Source organism: Paralimibaculum aggregatum, from assembly GCF_030270585.1.
Lineage (GTDB): Bacteria > Pseudomonadota > Alphaproteobacteria > Rhodobacterales > Rhodobacteraceae > Thermohalobaculum > Thermohalobaculum aggregatum.
The window spans coordinates 94,536-109,012 of record NZ_BSYI01000002.1; the positions used below are offsets into that span (position 1 = coordinate 94,536).

17 protein-coding genes are annotated in these 14,477 nt (G+C 74.4%); 10 read left to right on the plus strand and 7 right to left on the minus strand.

The window, feature by feature from the left end; translation table 11 throughout:
- Nucleotides 1-100: 100 nt before the first annotated feature.
- The 3 genes from QSJ97_RS01605 to QSJ97_RS01615 all read left to right on the plus strand — a co-directional run bounded on the left by QSJ97_RS01605 (nucleotide 101) and on the right by QSJ97_RS01615 (nucleotide 4,086).
- A complete protein-coding gene (locus tag QSJ97_RS01605) occupies nucleotides 101-2,362 on the plus strand; it encodes a marine proteobacterial sortase target protein (protein WP_285669742.1) in 2,262 nt (753 codons plus the stop codon).
- Nucleotides 2,359-2,964, plus strand: coding sequence for a class GN sortase (locus tag QSJ97_RS01610; RefSeq protein ID WP_285669743.1), 606 nt, complete (start codon nucleotides 2,359-2,361; stop codon nucleotides 2,962-2,964). Before QSJ97_RS01605 ends, QSJ97_RS01610 begins: the two co-directional genes overlap by 4 nt.
- Before the next feature lie 141 nt (nucleotides 2,965-3,105).
- Entirely contained in the window at nucleotides 3,106-4,086 is a 981-nt protein-coding gene (locus QSJ97_RS01615) for a hypothetical protein (protein ID WP_285669744.1), read from the plus strand.
- Nucleotides 4,087-4,155: 69 nt separating this feature from the next.
- Here the strand turns inward: QSJ97_RS01615 and rpsD are convergent, their stop codons facing one another.
- On the minus strand, nucleotides 4,156-4,776 hold the full coding sequence (rpsD, locus tag QSJ97_RS01620) for a 30S ribosomal protein S4 (protein ID WP_285669745.1): 621 nt from the start codon (nucleotides 4,774-4,776) through the stop codon (nucleotides 4,156-4,158).
- A gap of 196 nt (nucleotides 4,777-4,972) precedes the next feature.
- Between rpsD and QSJ97_RS01625 the strand changes: the two genes are divergently transcribed.
- Entirely contained in the window at nucleotides 4,973-5,314 is a 342-nt protein-coding gene (locus QSJ97_RS01625; protein ID WP_285669746.1) for an antibiotic biosynthesis monooxygenase family protein, read from the plus strand.
- 13 nt (nucleotides 5,315-5,327) lie between these two features.
- Here QSJ97_RS01625 and QSJ97_RS01630 read toward each other — a convergent pair whose 3' ends face one another.
- On the minus strand, nucleotides 5,328-5,714 hold the full coding sequence (locus QSJ97_RS01630; RefSeq protein ID WP_285669747.1) for a nuclear transport factor 2 family protein: 387 nt from the start codon (nucleotides 5,712-5,714) through the stop codon (nucleotides 5,328-5,330).
- Nucleotides 5,715-5,873: 159 nt separating this feature from the next.
- Between QSJ97_RS01630 and QSJ97_RS01635 the strand changes: the two genes are divergently transcribed.
- On the plus strand, nucleotides 5,874-6,461 hold the full coding sequence (locus tag QSJ97_RS01635; RefSeq protein WP_285669748.1) for a hypothetical protein: 588 nt from the start codon (nucleotides 5,874-5,876) through the stop codon (nucleotides 6,459-6,461).
- A 5-nt stretch (nucleotides 6,462-6,466) separates the two neighbouring features.
- On the opposite strand, the gene QSJ97_RS01640 is transcribed toward QSJ97_RS01635, so the two are convergent.
- Genes QSJ97_RS01640 through QSJ97_RS01655 form a run of 4 tightly spaced genes read right to left on the minus strand, consistent with a single transcriptional unit; the run spans nucleotide 6,467 to nucleotide 9,458 of the window.
- Nucleotides 6,467-6,970, minus strand: a complete 504-nt coding sequence (locus tag QSJ97_RS01640; protein WP_285669749.1) for a GNAT family N-acetyltransferase — start codon at nucleotides 6,968-6,970, stop codon at nucleotides 6,467-6,469.
- On the minus strand, nucleotides 6,967-7,584 hold the full coding sequence (locus tag QSJ97_RS01645) for a LysE family translocator (RefSeq protein WP_285669750.1): 618 nt from the start codon (nucleotides 7,582-7,584) through the stop codon (nucleotides 6,967-6,969). The genes QSJ97_RS01640 and QSJ97_RS01645 overlap by 4 nt, the downstream gene beginning before the upstream one ends.
- A gap of 42 nt (nucleotides 7,585-7,626) precedes the next feature.
- Nucleotides 7,627-8,811 (minus strand): CCA tRNA nucleotidyltransferase, encoded by a 1,185-nt coding sequence (locus QSJ97_RS01650; protein WP_434220874.1) that lies wholly within the window; start codon nucleotides 8,809-8,811, stop codon nucleotides 7,627-7,629.
- Nucleotides 8,808-9,458 carry a CoA pyrophosphatase gene (locus QSJ97_RS01655; RefSeq protein WP_285669751.1) on the minus strand — a complete coding sequence of 217 codons (651 nt, stop codon included), beginning with the start codon at nucleotides 9,456-9,458 and terminating at the stop codon, nucleotides 8,808-8,810. The genes QSJ97_RS01650 and QSJ97_RS01655 overlap by 4 nt, the downstream gene beginning before the upstream one ends.
- 117 nt (nucleotides 9,459-9,575) lie before the next feature.
- On the opposite strand from QSJ97_RS01655, the gene QSJ97_RS01660 reads away from it, so the two are divergent.
- The 3 genes from QSJ97_RS01660 (at nucleotide 9,576) to QSJ97_RS01670 (ending at nucleotide 11,682) form a co-directional block, all read left to right on the plus strand.
- Nucleotides 9,576-10,001, plus strand: coding sequence for a DUF6524 family protein (locus QSJ97_RS01660; protein ID WP_285669752.1), 426 nt, complete (start codon nucleotides 9,576-9,578; stop codon nucleotides 9,999-10,001).
- A gap of 167 nt (nucleotides 10,002-10,168) precedes the next feature.
- Nucleotides 10,169-10,807: a GNAT family N-acetyltransferase gene (locus tag QSJ97_RS01665; protein ID WP_285669753.1), complete on the plus strand. Its 639-nt coding sequence runs from the start codon at nucleotides 10,169-10,171 to the stop codon at nucleotides 10,805-10,807.
- A 104-nt stretch (nucleotides 10,808-10,911) separates the two neighbouring features.
- The gene (locus tag QSJ97_RS01670; RefSeq protein WP_285669754.1) at nucleotides 10,912-11,682 is read left to right on the plus strand and encodes an SDR family NAD(P)-dependent oxidoreductase; all 771 of its coding nucleotides are present in this window, start codon (nucleotides 10,912-10,914) and stop codon (nucleotides 11,680-11,682) included.
- Here the strand turns inward: QSJ97_RS01670 and QSJ97_RS01675 are convergent.
- The gene (locus QSJ97_RS01675) at nucleotides 11,657-12,064 is read right to left on the minus strand and encodes a hypothetical protein (protein WP_285669755.1); all 408 of its coding nucleotides are present in this window, start codon (nucleotides 12,062-12,064) and stop codon (nucleotides 11,657-11,659) included. The genes QSJ97_RS01670 and QSJ97_RS01675 overlap by 26 nt on opposite strands.
- 181 nt (nucleotides 12,065-12,245) lie before the next feature.
- Here QSJ97_RS01675 and secG point away from each other — a divergent pair, with 181 nt between their 5' ends.
- Both secG and QSJ97_RS01685 read left to right on the plus strand, forming a co-directional pair.
- The gene (gene secG, locus QSJ97_RS01680; RefSeq protein ID WP_285669756.1) at nucleotides 12,246-12,677 is read left to right on the plus strand and encodes a preprotein translocase subunit SecG; all 432 of its coding nucleotides are present in this window, start codon (nucleotides 12,246-12,248) and stop codon (nucleotides 12,675-12,677) included.
- Between the two features lie 33 nt (nucleotides 12,678-12,710).
- Entirely contained in the window at nucleotides 12,711-14,447 is a 1,737-nt protein-coding gene (locus tag QSJ97_RS01685) for an ArnT family glycosyltransferase (RefSeq protein WP_285669757.1), read from the plus strand.
- Nucleotides 14,448-14,477 lie beyond the last annotated feature (30 nt).

Sequence of the window (14,477 nt, forward strand, 5' to 3'; positions counted from 1 at the left end):
CCCCGCCCTGCCCGACCCGCGGCCAGCGACCGCCCGAATCGGCGCCTCTTCTGCGTATAGTCCAGTGGCGTATCCCGAAAGCTCGCGAGGGAGGAGCATCATGACACCCCGTATCACCCGACTGGCAGCGGCGTTCGCCGCTGTCATGGCTCTGGCGCAGGGCACCGCCCCGGCCCAGCAGGCCGGCGCCCCCGGCGCCGCCCCGACAGAGACCCCGGCGGCCGCGCCGGCGCTCCTCACCCTCGACGACGTGCGCACCGGGCGGCTGATGCTGCGCACCGACGAGCCCGGCAAATACGTGCCCGCCCCGCTGGTCTCCACCAAGATCGACATGCAGATCACCGGCACCGTGGCCCGCGCCACCGTGACCCAGCGCTTCACCAACCCCACCGAGGAATGGGTCGAGGGCATCTATGCCTTCCCGCTGCCCGAGGACAGCGCCGTCGACACCCTGCGGATGCGCATCGGCGACCGCTTCATCGAGGGCGAGATCAAGGAGCGGCAGGAGGCCAAGGAGATCTACGAGGCCGCCAAGGCGGAGGGCAAGAAGGCCGCGCTGGTGGAGCAGGAGCGGCCGAACCTGTTCACCAACTCGGTCGCCAATATCGGCCCCGGCGAGGTGATCGTGACGCAGATCGCCTTCCAGCAGTCGCTCGCGCCGAAGGACGGGCGCTGGGAGGTCCGCATGCCGCTGGTGGTGGCGCCGCGCTACAACCCCTCGCCGGTGGTGCAGGTGGTGGAGTTCCTGCAGGACGGCTGGGGCGTGACCGACCCGGTGCCGGACCGCGACCGCATCGAGCCGCCGGTGGCCGATCCGCGCGCCGAGCCCGCCGGCCAGATGCGCAACCCCGTGCAGATCGACATCGACCTCGCGCCGGGCTTCGACATCGCGACGCTGGAGAGCCCCTCGCACGAGATCACCGTCGCCGAGCCCGGCCCCGGCCGCGCCCGCATCGCGCTCGCCGGCCCGGCCCCGGCCGACCGCGACTTCCTGCTGCGCTGGGCCGGCAGCGGCGCCGAGCCGCAGGCCGCGCTGTTCGCCGAGGAGAAGGACGGGCAGGCGCACATGCTGCTGATGCTCACCGCGCCGGAGCTCGGCGAGGCCCGCCCGGTGCGGCCGCGCGAGGTGATCTTCGTGCAGGACGTCTCGGGCTCGATGTCGGGCGAATCGATCGAGCAGGCCCGCGAGGGGCTCGAGATGGCCGTGAAGCGGCTGCGCCCGGAGGACGCCTTCAACATCGTGATCTTCAACGACCAGTTCGCCGTGTTCCACGACGCGCCGGTGCCGGCGAGCCCGGAGAACATCGCCGCCGCCGTCACCGCGGTGCGCGCGCTGGAGGCCGAGGGCGGCACCGAGATGCTGCCGGCGCTCGACTATGCGCTCTCCGGCGCCCCGGCGGGCGACCGGCTGCGCCAGGTGATCTTCCTCACCGACGGCGCCGTCGGCAACGAGGCGCAGATGCTCGCGCTGATCGACGAGAAGCTCGGCGAGACCCGGCTCTTCACCGTCGGCATCGGCTCCGCACCCAACAGCTATTTCATGAGCCGCGCGGCGGAGAAGGGCCGCGGCGCCCATGTCTATATCGGCGATCTCTCGGAGGTGGCGGAGCGGATGACCGCGCTGTTCACCAAGATCGAGACCCCGGCGATCACCGATCTCGAGCTCCGGCTGCCGGAGGGCGTGACCGCCGAGGTGCTGCCCTCGCCGCTGCCCGATCTCTATGCCGGCGAGCCGCTCGCGGTGGCGCTGCGCGGGCCGGAGATCGCCGGCGAGGCGGTGCTCTCGGGGATGCGCGGCGCGCAGCCCTGGCAGGTGCGCCTGCCGCTCGACCGGGCCGCCGAGCGCGCCGGCGTGGCCAAGCTCTATGCCCGGCGCCGGATCGCCAGCCTCGAGGCGCTGCGCCTCAGCCCGGCGGTCGAGGTCTCCGGCATGGAGCGGCTCGACCGCGAGATCCTCGACACCGCGCTCGGCTACGGCCTCGTCTCGCGGCTGACCTCGCTGGTGGCGGTGGACGTCACCCCGAGCCGGCCGCGCGGCACCGGCCTCGCCAGCGCCGAGGTGCCGCTCAACCTGCCCAAGGGCTGGGACCCGGAGGCCTTCCTCTTCGAGACGCCGGAGGCCGCGCCGCAGCTCGACCGCGCCATGCTGCAGCGGATCGCGCCGCAGCGCACCCAGGCCGAGGCCGAAGCGGCGGGTGCCCCGGTGCCGAAGGGCGCGCTCAACTGGCGCCAGTCGCTGCTGCTGGGGCTGCTGCTGATGGTCACCGGGCTCTTCACGCTGGTGGTCACGCGGCTGCGCCGGGTGCGCCGGCCGCAGGTGCGCGCGATCACCGTCACCGCCGCCGATTCGGGGCGGGCATGAGCCGCGGGCCGCTGCGGCGCGCCGGCCAGCTGGCGGGCGCGGGGCTGATGGCGGCGGGGCTGGTCCTCGCCGCCGAGGCGGCCTACCTGCCGGCCAAGGCGAAGGTCGGGCAATGGCTGCTCGAGGCCGCCTGGGCCGAGACGCTGGAGACCGGCCGCCCGGCCAGGCCCTGGAGCTGGGCCGATGTCGCCCCGGCGGCGCGGCTCTCGGCGCCGGCGCTCGGCGCGGCCGCGGTGGTGCTGGCCAGCGCCTCCGGCGAGGCGATGGCCTGGGGGCCGGGCCATGTGCCCGGCACCGCGCCGCTCGGCACGCCGGGGCTGGCGGCGGTGGCAGGGCACCGTGACACCCACCTGGCCTTCCTCGCGAAGCTCCGCCCCGGCGACCTGCTGGCGCTGGAGACCCCCGGCGGCGGCGTGCAGCGCTACCGCGTCACCCGCGCGCTGGTGGTGGACAGCCGGGAATGGCGCTTTCCGGTGGCGCTCGAGGGCCCGCGGCGGCTGGCGCTGGCCACCTGCTGGCCCTTCGACGGCGACGAGGACGGCCCGATGCGCTTCGTGCTCTTCGCCGAGGAGATCGCGGCGCCGGAGACCCCGGCCGCCTGACCGGCGCGGAAACAACCGAAACGCAGGCAACCTTCGAGACCCTTCCGGCGCGGCGCCCGACACATGCGCGAAACCGGGCGGACATATCCCTGACAGCGAGCCGGCACCCCTGCCGGCGACGCAACCGAAGGGATCAGACCGATGTCCGCAACCGCAACCGCCGATCCGAAGGAGTTTCTCGATACCCCCGTCGTGCGCCGCTATCTCGGCGAGATCGTCAACGCCACCGAGGCCGCGCTCACCCTCGCCGGGCGCAACCTGCAGAGCGGCGCGCTGAAGGCCTGCACCGCCGCGACGCTCGCCACCTATCGCGGCGATGTCGCCGCCTGCGAGGCGAGCTACGGCGATTTCAACGACGCGTGGAACCGGGTGATCTCCGGCCGCGCCCGCGATCTCGACGATTTCGAGGGCGCCTATCAGACGCATCTGATCGCGCTGGAGATCGTCGAGGAGATGAACGTGCCCTTCAGCGCCGTGGTCGATGCCGCGCTCGGGGTGAAGCTCACGCTGTTCTTCACGCTGGTCGGCCAGGTCTCGGGCCATGCCCGGACCTTCCTCGCGATCCGCCAGAAGCTCGACCAGACCCGCCGCGACCTCGAGAAGCTGAAGCGCATCCTGAAGGGCAAGGCGGCCAAGACCGCGCTCGGCGCCGCGATCGCCGGGGCCACCCTCGCGGCCGGGCCGATCGGCGTGGCGGCGACCCTCGGCATCGCCGTCTCGGCCACCGCGGCGGGGATGGTGATCGACAAGGTGGTCGGCGCCGGCGGCTCGATGACCCGCTACCAGGCGGCGCACAAGACCAGCGAGACCATGCTCTCCTGCTACGACCAGCTCGACCGGGTGAAGGTGCGCGGGCTCGGCCCGATGCTGAGCTTCGTGGCGATCTCGCTCGATGCCGCGGAGACCGCCCAGGCGGCGGCGCTGAAGGCCGCCATCGACAAGCGGGTGAAGGCGCTGGAGAAGGACTTCAAGCGGGCGCTGAAGGATTTCGAGCGGCAGAGCCGGGAGCTGGAGGCGGCGGCGCGGGCGGCGCGCACGGCCCATGACCGGGCGGTGCGGGCGGCCAATGGCTTCGCCTCGCGCAAGGCGGAGCGGGAGCGGCTGCTGAGAGAACTGCCCTGAGCCCCCGCGCTCCGGCAAGGCCCGGCCCCGAGACGGGCCGGGCGGCAGGCACGCAGCCGATCGGCGGGATCAGTTCTGCGCGTAGTACTCGACGACGAGGTTGGGCTCCATCATCGCCGCATAGGGGATCTCGGAGAGCGTCGGGATGCGCACGAAGCGCGCCGTCAGCTTGTTGTGATCCACCTCGAGATATTCCGGCACGTCGCGCTCGCCGGACTGCGTCGCCTCGAGCACCAGCGCCATCTGCTTGCCCTTCTCGCCGACCGAGATCTCGTCGCCCGGCACCACGCGATAGGACGGGATGTTGACCCGCTTGCCGTTGACCAGGACATGGCCGTGGTTGACGAACTGGCGCGCGGCGAAGACCGTCGGCACGAATTTCGCGCGGTAGACCACCGCGTCGAGGCGCTGCTCCAGCAGGCCCACCAGCAGCTCGCCGGTGTCGCCGCGGCGGCGCTCGGCCTCGGCGAAGATGCGGCGGAACTGCTTCTCGGTCAGGTCGCCGTAATAGCCCTTCAGCTTCTGCTTGGCACGGAGCTGCAGGCCGAAATCCGACATCTTGCCCTTGCGGCGCTGGCCGTGCTGGCCGGGGCCGTATTCACGCCGGTTGACCGGGGACTTCGGACGGCCCCAGATGTTCTCGCCCATCCGGCGGTCGATCTTGTACTTGGCGGAGGTCCGCTTGCTCATCTCTGCACTCCATCGCGAATGTCGACCCGCCCCTCCTCTTCCCGCCCGCCGGAGGCGGTGCGGAACGACAGGCCCTGAGACCGGGCCGCGGGGGTCGGGCTGCGGGCATCACTCCCGCAAGGATGCGGCAACTGGCATGATCGGGCCGCTTTGTCAACGCCGGGGCAGCAACGGGCAGCCACGAAAGGAACACGCGATGATCGCCATCATCTTCGAGGTCGAGCCGGCCGAGGGCCGGCAGGCGGCCTATCTCGACCATGCCGCCACGCTGAAGCCGCTGCTCGCCGAGATCGACGGTTTCGTCTCGGTCGAGCGCTTCGAGAGCCTGACCACGCCGGGCAAGCTGCTCTCGATCTCGTTCTGGCGCGACGAGGCGGCGGTGGATGCCTGGCGCAACCACCCGGTCCACCGGCGCTACCAGAAGATGGGGCGCGAGGGGCTGTTCGCGGGCTACCGGCTGCGGGTCGCGGCGGTGATCCGCGACTACGGGCTGGAGGACCGCGCCGAGGCGCCGGCCGACAGCGCGGCGCTGCTCTGAGGGCGCGGCCGGCTCAGATCGGATCGGCGGCGTGGTGGCCGATCATCCGCCAGCCGCCGGGGGCGCCGCCGTCGCCGGCCTCGTCCTCCAGCATGAAGGCGTTGACGGCGATCAGCCGCGCGCCGGCGATCCGCTCCTCGCAGAGCACCAGCGCGGTGCGGCCCGAGACCACCGCCACCGGCCCGGAGACGCGGATCTCCGGCCCCGGGCTCTCGGCCAGCACCGCGTCCCAGCTGCCGATCACCGCGGCGCGGCCGGTCAGCGTCGGCCCGCCGGGATGGGTGCAGCTCACCTCGAAGCGCACCGACCAGAGCGCCGCCATCGCGCCCCGGTCGCCCCGGCGCATTGCGGCGTAGAAGGCGGCATTGGCCGCCAGCACCTCGGTTTCGCGAACTGCCATCGCCTCTGCCCCCGGGGTTGCCATCGAAGGGTCCGAGCATGGCAGCAGCGCGCGGCCCCCGCAAGCGCCCCGGCCCTGCTCCGTCGCCGCTCCGGCGCATCGGCCTTGCACGCGGCGGCGCCGCAGGCTCAGATGTGCCGAGCGGCTGAAGGAGGCGCCATGCCCGGCTTTGCGGTGATCGGCTGGGGCTCGCTGATCTGGGATCTCGACGACCTCGCGCCTAAGGTGACGGGCGCCTGGCAGATAGGCGTCGGCCCGGCGCTGCCGCTCGAGTTCTGCCGGGTGAGCGCCAAGCGCAACGGCGCGCTGACGGTGGTGATCGCCGCCGGCCACGGCACCGCCTGCCCGACCCATGCGATCGCCTCGCGCCGCGCCGCCATCGCCGAGGCGCGCGCCGATCTCGCGGCGCGCGAGCGGGCGCCCGAGGCGCATATCGGCGCGGTCTGCCGCATCAGCGGGCAGCGCCACGGCAGCGACCGGCGGGTGGTGGCGCTGGTGGCCGACTGGTGCGCCGCCAGCGGCTGGGACGGCGCGGTCTGGACCGATCTGCCCTCGAACTTCGCCGCGGCGACCGGGCAGCCCTTCAGCCTCGCCGCGGCGCGGGCCTATCTCGCCGCGCTGCCGCCGGAGCGGCTGGCGGATGCGGTCGGCTATATCGAGAGCGCGCCGGCCACCACCGAGACCCCGCTGCGCCGGGCCCTGGCCGGCGATCCCTGGTGGCAGGACGCGGTACGCCGCCACCGCTGAGGCACTCAGCCGAGCGCCAGCGCCATCACCGTGTTGGGCAGGCTCACCCCCGCCCGCACCGCCACCTGCTCGCGCAGCACCTGCCAGCCGCGCCGCGCGAGGAAGGGCCGGGCCTGCCGGCTCGCCTCGGTGGTCAGGCGGCTGATCCCCGCCGCGCGGGCCTCGGCGAGCAGCGCCTCGTGCAGCGCCCCGGCGGTGCCCTGCCCCATCTCCTCGGGCGCGACGAAGGCAAGGTCGAGATGGGCGCTGCCCGGCCCCGCCGCGCCGATCCGGCTCAGCGTCATGAACCCGGCGAGCCGGCCGCCGCGGGTCGCCACCAGGCTGATCCCGCCGGCCATCCGCTCGTGCCAGCGCGCCGTCTCCGGCACCGCCGGTGCCCAGGCCGCGCATTGCGCCGGGCTGTAGGCGCGCGCCGCGCCCTCGCGCACCGCCCGGAAGAAGAGCGCCGCCGCCGGCCCCGCATCCGCCGCCCGGTAGCGCCGGATCGCCAGCCCGCCGGGCGCCGTCACGGCGCCCCGGTGCCGACCATGCCGTCGCGCACCATCCAGAGCGCCGAGGCCGCCAGCATCACGCCCATGGTGACGTTGAACGCGCGCAGCGCCCAGCCATCGCCCAGCAGCCGGCCGAGGGTCGCGCCGAAGCCGCTCCAGACCTGGGTTCCGGTGAGCCCGGCCAGCAGGAACACCGCCGCCACCACCGAGGCCTCGCGCAGCGGCGCGGCGCCTGAGGCGAAGGTCGCCGCCGCGCCGATCGCCATCACCCAGGCCTTGGGGTTGATCCACTGGAACGCCGAGGCCTCGAGGAAGTTCAGCGGCCGCGAGCGCCGGCCCGTGCGCGCCGGCCCCGCCGTCGCGATCCGCCAGGCGAGCCAGAGCATCACCGCGCCGCCGCCCCAGGCGAGCCCGATCCGCAGCGTCTCGGAGCGCTGGAACACCTCGCCGAGCCCGAGCGCGATCAGGAAGATCATCAGCGCGAAGCCGAGCGACACGCCGAGCGCATGACCCAGCGTGGCGCGCCAGCCGAAGGTGGCGCCGGAAGCGGCCAGCATCATGTTGTTGGGCCCCGGCGTCCACGCGGCGGCGAAGGCGAAACCGGCAAGGGCGAGAAGCGTGTCGATGGTCATGTCGGCCCCGGTGTCTGGCAGAGATGGCGCGTTTGGTCAGCTTTATTGACCTTGTTTCGGACAGTCCTCCAGAAGCGCCGCCTTGTCCAGCGTGAAATCGCTCGCCCGCCAGCGCGCCTCGGCCGCCGCCAGCGCCCGGCCGAGCGCCGGGCCGGGGGCGATGCCGGCGGCGATCAGGTCGCGCGCCTCGAGCGGCAGGCGGGCCGCGGCGCCGCGTTCGAGCTCGTCCTCGAGGCCGGCGGGCACCGCCCCGGTGGCGGCGGCGGCGATCAGCGCCGCGGCGCGGGCCGCCTCGACCCCGGATTTCTGCGCCGCCTGCGCGGGCGGCAGCGCCTCTGCCAGCGCCGCGCGGATCAGCCCCAGAGCCCGCGCCTCGGCCCGGCTGAGCCGCAGCGCGTCGGACGGGTCCTCGCCGCCGATCGCCGCGAGGCGGGTCCGCCAGTCCGCCGCCGCGCCGGCCAGCCCCTCGGCATGGACCAGCGGCGGGATCGCCGCCGCCGTCGCCCCCGGCAGCACCCGCGCCAGCACGCCGGCGGCCGCCATCGCCGCCAGCGCCGGGCCGGGATCGGGCGCGGCGAGGAGCTTCTTCATCTCCGCCCCGAGCCGCTCGCGGGCCAGCCGGGCGATCCCCTCGGCGAGCGCCGCGCAGGCCGCCAGCCCCTCGGGCTCGACCCCCTCGCGCCCGTACCAGGCGGTGAAGCGGAAGAAGCGCAGGATGCGCAGATAATCCTCGCGGATGCGGTCCTCGGCGCGGCCGATGAATCGGATGCGCCCGGCGCGGAGATCGGGCAGCCCGCCGAGCGGGTCGATCACCCGGCCATCCGCATCGGCATAGAGCGCGTTCATCGTGAAATCCCGCCGCCCGGCATCCTCGGCCATCTCGGTGGTGAAGCGCACGGTGGCATGGCGCCCGTCGGTCTCGATATCGGCGCGGAAGCTGGTGACCTCGTAGCCCGTGCCCCCGGCCACCGCGGTGACGGTGCCATGCTCGATGCCGGTGGGCACCGCGCGCAGGCCCGCCGCCTCGAGCCGGCGCACCACCTCCTGCGGCTCGAGCGGGGTGGCAAGGTCGATATCCGTCGCCTCCCGGCCGAGCAGCGCATTGCGCACGCAGCCGCCGACGAAGTAGCCCGCCCCGCCCAGCGCCGCGAGCACGGCGCGCGCCGAGGAGGCGGCGATCCAGGGCGCGTCGATCCGCGGCGCGGGCTCGCCGGCGGCGGCGCTCACCCCTCGCGCTCCGCCGCGGCGGAGGCCGCCGCCGCGGCGGCCGGCGCGGCCAGCCGGTCCGACAGCCCCTTGAGGATGCCCGCCGTCGCGCCCCAGATATAGTGCTCGCCCCAGGGCATCGCATAATAGTGCCGCCGCATGCCGTCGCGCTCGAAGCTGTGCCGGGCGCAGTTGGCCGGATCCATCAGGAAATCCATCGGCGCCTCGAAGAGATGATCCACCTCCTGCGGGTCGAGCCGCGGGGTGAAGGGCCGCTCGACCACGCCGACCACCGGCATCACGAGGAAGCCGGTCACCGTGAGATAGGGATCGAGCCGGCCGAGCAGCCGCACCGCGGCCGGCGGCAGGCCGATCTCCTCCTCCGCCTCGCGCAGCGCCGCCGCCTCCGGCCCGGCATCCTCCGGCTCCACCTTGCCGCCGGGCAGCGAGATCTGCCCGGCATGATGGCGCAGATGCCCGGCGCGGCGGGTCAGCAAGAGGCCCAGCCCCTCGGCGCGCGGCATCAGCGCGGCGAGCACCGCGGCCGGACGCTCGCGCCGGATGCCGAGCGCCAGCCGGCGCGCCTCCGGGTTGAGATCGTCGTCCGATCCGCGGCGGCGCGGGCCCTGCGCGATGGCCGCGGCGATGTCGTACTCGGTGAGTGGCATGGTCCCTTAGATGACCCGCCCGCGCGCCCGCGACAAGAGTGCATGGCCGCGCTGCGCCATTGGCCTGCCGCCGCCCGCCGGTTATAAGGCAGCGGAAAACTGAATCGCGGAGGGGCCATGCTGAGCCAGAATACGTTCACGGGGATGCTGATTCGCATCGCCATCGCGACCGTCATCGTGCTTCTGACCTACAACCCCACCGGATATCTCTCCTATGTCCACTGGCTGAAGGAGGGCGGCGTCTCGCTCGAGGAGCCGACCAAGATCTTCGTCGGGCTGCTGCTGATCGTCTGCTACGTGGTGCTGCTGCGCGCCACGCTGTTCTCGATCGGGGTCGCCGGCGTCGCGCTGGTGGCGGCGCTGCTGGCGGCGCTGGTCTGGGTGCTGGCGGAGAACGGGGTGTTCGACCTGGCCAACCCGGGCGTGGTCGACTGGCTGGTGCTGATCGGGCTCGGCCTGATCCTCGGCATCGGGCTTTCCTGGGCGATCATCCGCCGCCGGCTCAGCGGCCAGGTCTCGGTCGACGACGTCGAGGACACCTGAGCCAGGGCGACCGTCCCGCGCGGCGCGGCGATGCGGCACCCGTGCCACATCGCGCCGCGCACCAGGCGCCGGCAGGCGGGGACGCATTGCATCCTCCGCCGCCGCGTCTAATTCATACCAACAGGAAACGTTCACGACGGGCTGTCACCCTCGAAGGAGACTGCCCCATGACCACGACGGCTCTTTCCCAGGCGATGGCCCCGGTCTTCGAGCACGGCTACTTCGCGAGCCTCTCCCAGGGCGACACCGCCGCGCTTCTCGACCACTGGCAGCGGATGTGCCGAACCGGCATCCAGAGCCGCTTCATGCGCGCGATGTCGGCCGAGGCGCTGGCCGCCCATGCCGCCAGCGTGTTCGCGGGCGGCGGCCATGTGATCGGATGGTTCCAGGCCGGCGTGCTGCGCGGCGTCGCCGAGCTGCATCCGGAGCCGGACGGCTCCGGCGAGGCGGCCTTCACCGTCGAGCCCGGCTTTCGCAAGCGCGGCATCGGCCTCGGCCTGATGCGCCGGGTGCTGCGCCGGGCGCGCAATCTCGGGCTGAAGCGGGTGCGCATCGAGACCACGCGGGACAACCGCGCCATGGTGCGCCTGGCGCTCTCGGTCGGCGCCGAGCTGACGAGCGACGGGCGCGAGGTGCTGGCGGTGGTGCCGCTCTCCCCGGCCACGGGCGCGAGCCTGGCCGCGGATGTCGCCGACGGCGCGGCCGGCACCTCGGCGGCGATCGGCCTCGCCGGCGCGGTGTTCTGGCTCGATCTCGCCGGCGCCTGGGCGCAGTTTCCGGTTCCGGCCGGCCGGCCCTGCACCTGAGGCGCCCGGCCCGCCCGATTGCGCCGCTCCGGGGCCTCGGCTAGCCTTTCGCCGCAGGAAACCGTGCAGGGAACTGCGCAGGCAACGCCAGGGAGGCACCGGCCATGGCAGCGGAACCGCGGCCGCTCCGCGAACAGGGCGTGGCGATCTTCGGCGGCAGCTCGGGGATCGGGCTCGCCGCGGCGCGCGCCTTCGTCGCCGAGGGCGCCCGCGTCGCGCTGATCGCGCGCAACCCCGAGCGCGGCGCGGCGGCGGCGGCGAGCCTCGGGCCGGCGGCGCATTTCGTCGCGGCGGACTGCGCCGTGCCGGCCGAGGTCGCCCGCGCGGTGGCCGGGGCCCATGCCGCGCTCGGGCGGATCGACACCGCGCTCGTCTCCACCGGCACCACGCATCTGCCCGAGCTGCTGTTCCGCCAGAGCCTCGAGGACGTGGCCGAGACCCTGCGGCTCGACCTCGCTCCGGCGCTGCTCGCGGCCCGCGGGGTGCTCGAGCCGATGATGGCCGATGGCGGCGGGACGATCCTGATGGTCGCCTCCGATGCCGGCAAGCTCGCCACCCCCGGCGAGTCGGTGATCGGCGCGGGCATGGCGGCGATCATCCAGTTCGCCCGCACCCTGGCGCTCGAGGCCAAGCGCAACGGCGTGCGCGCCAATGTGCTGACGCCGAGCCTCGTCGAGGGCACCCCGCTCACCGACCGGCTGATGGAGGAGGGGCGGTTCTCGGCGAAGCTCTTCGCCAAGGCCCGGCCCAAGGCGGATCTGGGGCCGACCTATCCGGAGGATCTGGCGGCGCTGGCGGTATTCCTCGCCAGCCCGGCGGCGGCGCGCATCACCGGCCAGGCGATCAGCGTCAATGGCGGGATCTCGGCGGCCTGAGGCGGCGCAGCATCGGCGCGCAGGCGGCCAGCAGCAGCGCCCAGCCGAGCAGCCCCCGGGCATGGGCGGAGAGCGTCGCCGGCCCGGCGAAGCCGAGGATTTCCGCCACCTGCCCCGGCCCCGGCGGCCGGCCGATCACCCATTGCGCCGGCAGCCCGGGGATGACCGCCCGGTAGTAGGCGTAGTAGCCTTGGGGCGAGAGCCACTCGAAGCCCCAGAACACCAGCAGGGCCACCGCGAGGCGCGGTGCCAGCCGCCGCCCGGCGGCGCGCAGCCCCGCCCTGGCCAGCGCCCCGGCAAGGCCCGCGAACCCGGCAGAAAGCGCCAGCAGCCCGGCCCGCGCCGATGCCGAAAGGGTGAAGAAGCTGTCCTCGGCATACATCGCCCGCCCTCCCCGCCGGCACGCGCAGGCCGGCCAAGTCTCGACAGATGGCTTAAGGCAGATTAGAAGGCCCGCAAACCGCTTCCGGGGCCGGCACGCCCCGGCCCCTGGTCATATGTGCGACGCCCGCCCCTCCGGCATGGCGATGCGCCGGACAGCAACGCCCGAGACACGGAACCCGATGGAAAACGTCCTTCTCATCATCCACCTGATCATCGCCGTCTGCCTGATCGGCGCCGTGCTGCTGCAGCGCTCGGAGGGCGGCGCGCTCGGCATCGGCGGCGGCGGCGGCGGCATGGTCTCCTCGCGCAGCGCCGCGACGGCGCTGGCCAAGCTCACCTGGGGGCTGGCCGCGGCCTTCATCGCCACCTCGATCACGCTGGCGGTGCTGGCGGGGGGCAACCCCACCGCGCGCTCGGTGATCGACGAGGTCCCGGTCGAGGACGGCAGCGGCGGGATCATCCTGCCGGAGCTGCCGCCCGCCGACGACGGCGCGGCCGGTGCCGGCGGCGCGGTGCTGCCGGGCCTGCCGGCGGCCGATGGCGGCGCGGCCGGCGCGCCGGAGCCCGCTCCGGCCGAGGGCGGCGCCACCACCCCGCCGACCGCCGACTGATCCGGGGCGCCGGTCCGGCTCCCGATGCAGCCCGTGGCGGACCGGCCCCCCTCCCCTGCGCGGCGGCTCTGCGGCCGCCTCGAGACGTGGCTCGCCGCGGCGCTCGACCGGGCCGCCGCCAGCCCGCTCCGCCGCAGCCTGCTGATCGCCGCGGTCGCGCTCGCCGCGATCCTGCCGGGCCTCGCCGCCATGCCGGTGACCGACCGCGACGAGGCCCGCTTCGTGCAGGCCTCGAAGCAGATGGTCGAGAGCGGCGATCTGATCGACATCCGGTTCCAGGACGCGCCGCGCTGGAAGAAACCCGTCGGCATCTACTGGATGCAGGCCGGTAGCGCCGCGCTCGCCGGCGGCAGCGCCGCGCCGGTCTGGGCCTATCGGCTGCCCTCGGCGCTGGCGGCGCTGGCGGCGGCGATCCTGCTCGGCTGGGCGGCGCGGCCGCTGGTCGGCGCGCGGGCCGCGGCGCTCTCCGGGGTGCTGCTGGCGAGCTGCCTGCTGGCGCTCGGCGAGGCCAACATCGCCAAGACCGACGCGGTGCTGATGGCCTGCTCGGTGGCCGCCTTCGCCGGGCTGGCGCGGATGCTGGCGGCGCCGGAGGCGCGCCTGCCCTGGGGCGTGGTGCTGCTGTTCTGGGGCGCGGTGGGGCTGGCCGGGCTGGTCAAGGGCCCGATCGTGCCGCTGATCGTGCTGCTGACGCTGGCCGGGCTCTGGCTCTGGGCGCGGCGCCCGCCGCCGCTGCTGCGCCTGCGCCCCGGGGTCGGCGTGCTGCTGGCGGCGGCCATCGTGCTGCCCTGGCTGGTCGCGATCTGGCAGGTCTCCGAGGGGCGCTTCTTTGCCGAGAGCGTCGGCAAGGACCTGCTCGGCAAGGTCGCCGAGGGGCAGGAGAAGCACTGGGGCCCGCCGGGGCTGTTCCTCGCGCTGGTCTGGCTGACGCTCTGGCCCTGGTCGGCGCTGCTCCCGGCGGCAGTGCCCTGGGCCTGGGCGAAGCGGCGGCTGCCCTTCATGGCGCTGCTGGCGGCCTGGGTGGTGCCGTTCTGGATCGTGCTCGAGGCGGTGCCGACGAAGCTGCCGCATTACGTGCTGCCGCTCTATCCGGCGCTGCTGGTGGGGCTCGCCGCCTGGGCGCTGGCCGAGGACCGCCCGGTGCCGGGCCCGCGCACCCGCTGGGCCGGCGCGCTGATCGCCGCGGTGCCGGGCTGCCTGCTGGCGCTGGCGCTGGTCGGGCTGCCGCTGGCGCTCGAGGGACGGCTGCCCTGGCCGGCGCTGCTGCTGGCGCCGCTCGGCGCCGGGGCGAGCCTCTTGGCCGCCCGCGCCGCGCTCGACGACCGGCCGCTGGCGCAGATCGCGGCGAGCCTCGTCGCGGTGCTGACCCTGGCGGGCGGGGTGCTGCAGTTCGGCCTGCCGGCGCTGGAGACCGCCTTCCCCTCGCCGCGCATCGCCGCCGCCGCCGCGCCCTGGCGGGCCTGCGCCTCCGGGCCGCTGGTCACCGCCGGATACCGCGAGCCGAGCCTCGTCTTCCTCACCGAGACCGGGACGCGGCTCGCCACGCCGGAGGAGGCGGCCCGCGCGCTGGCCAGCGATCCCGGCACGCTGATGCTGCTCGAGGACCGCTGGAAGCCGCTGCTCGAGCGCCACTGGGAAAGCCCGCCGGCGCTCGTGGAGCGCGCCCGGCTCAGCTATTTCAACTACAACCGCGGAGACATGGAGACGGCGGCCATCGTCACCCCCGAGGACCCGCGCTGGACCGCCTGCGCGGCTGCCGCGGGGGGCTGACCTGCGCCCGCAAGCCCACTTGGATCGCCC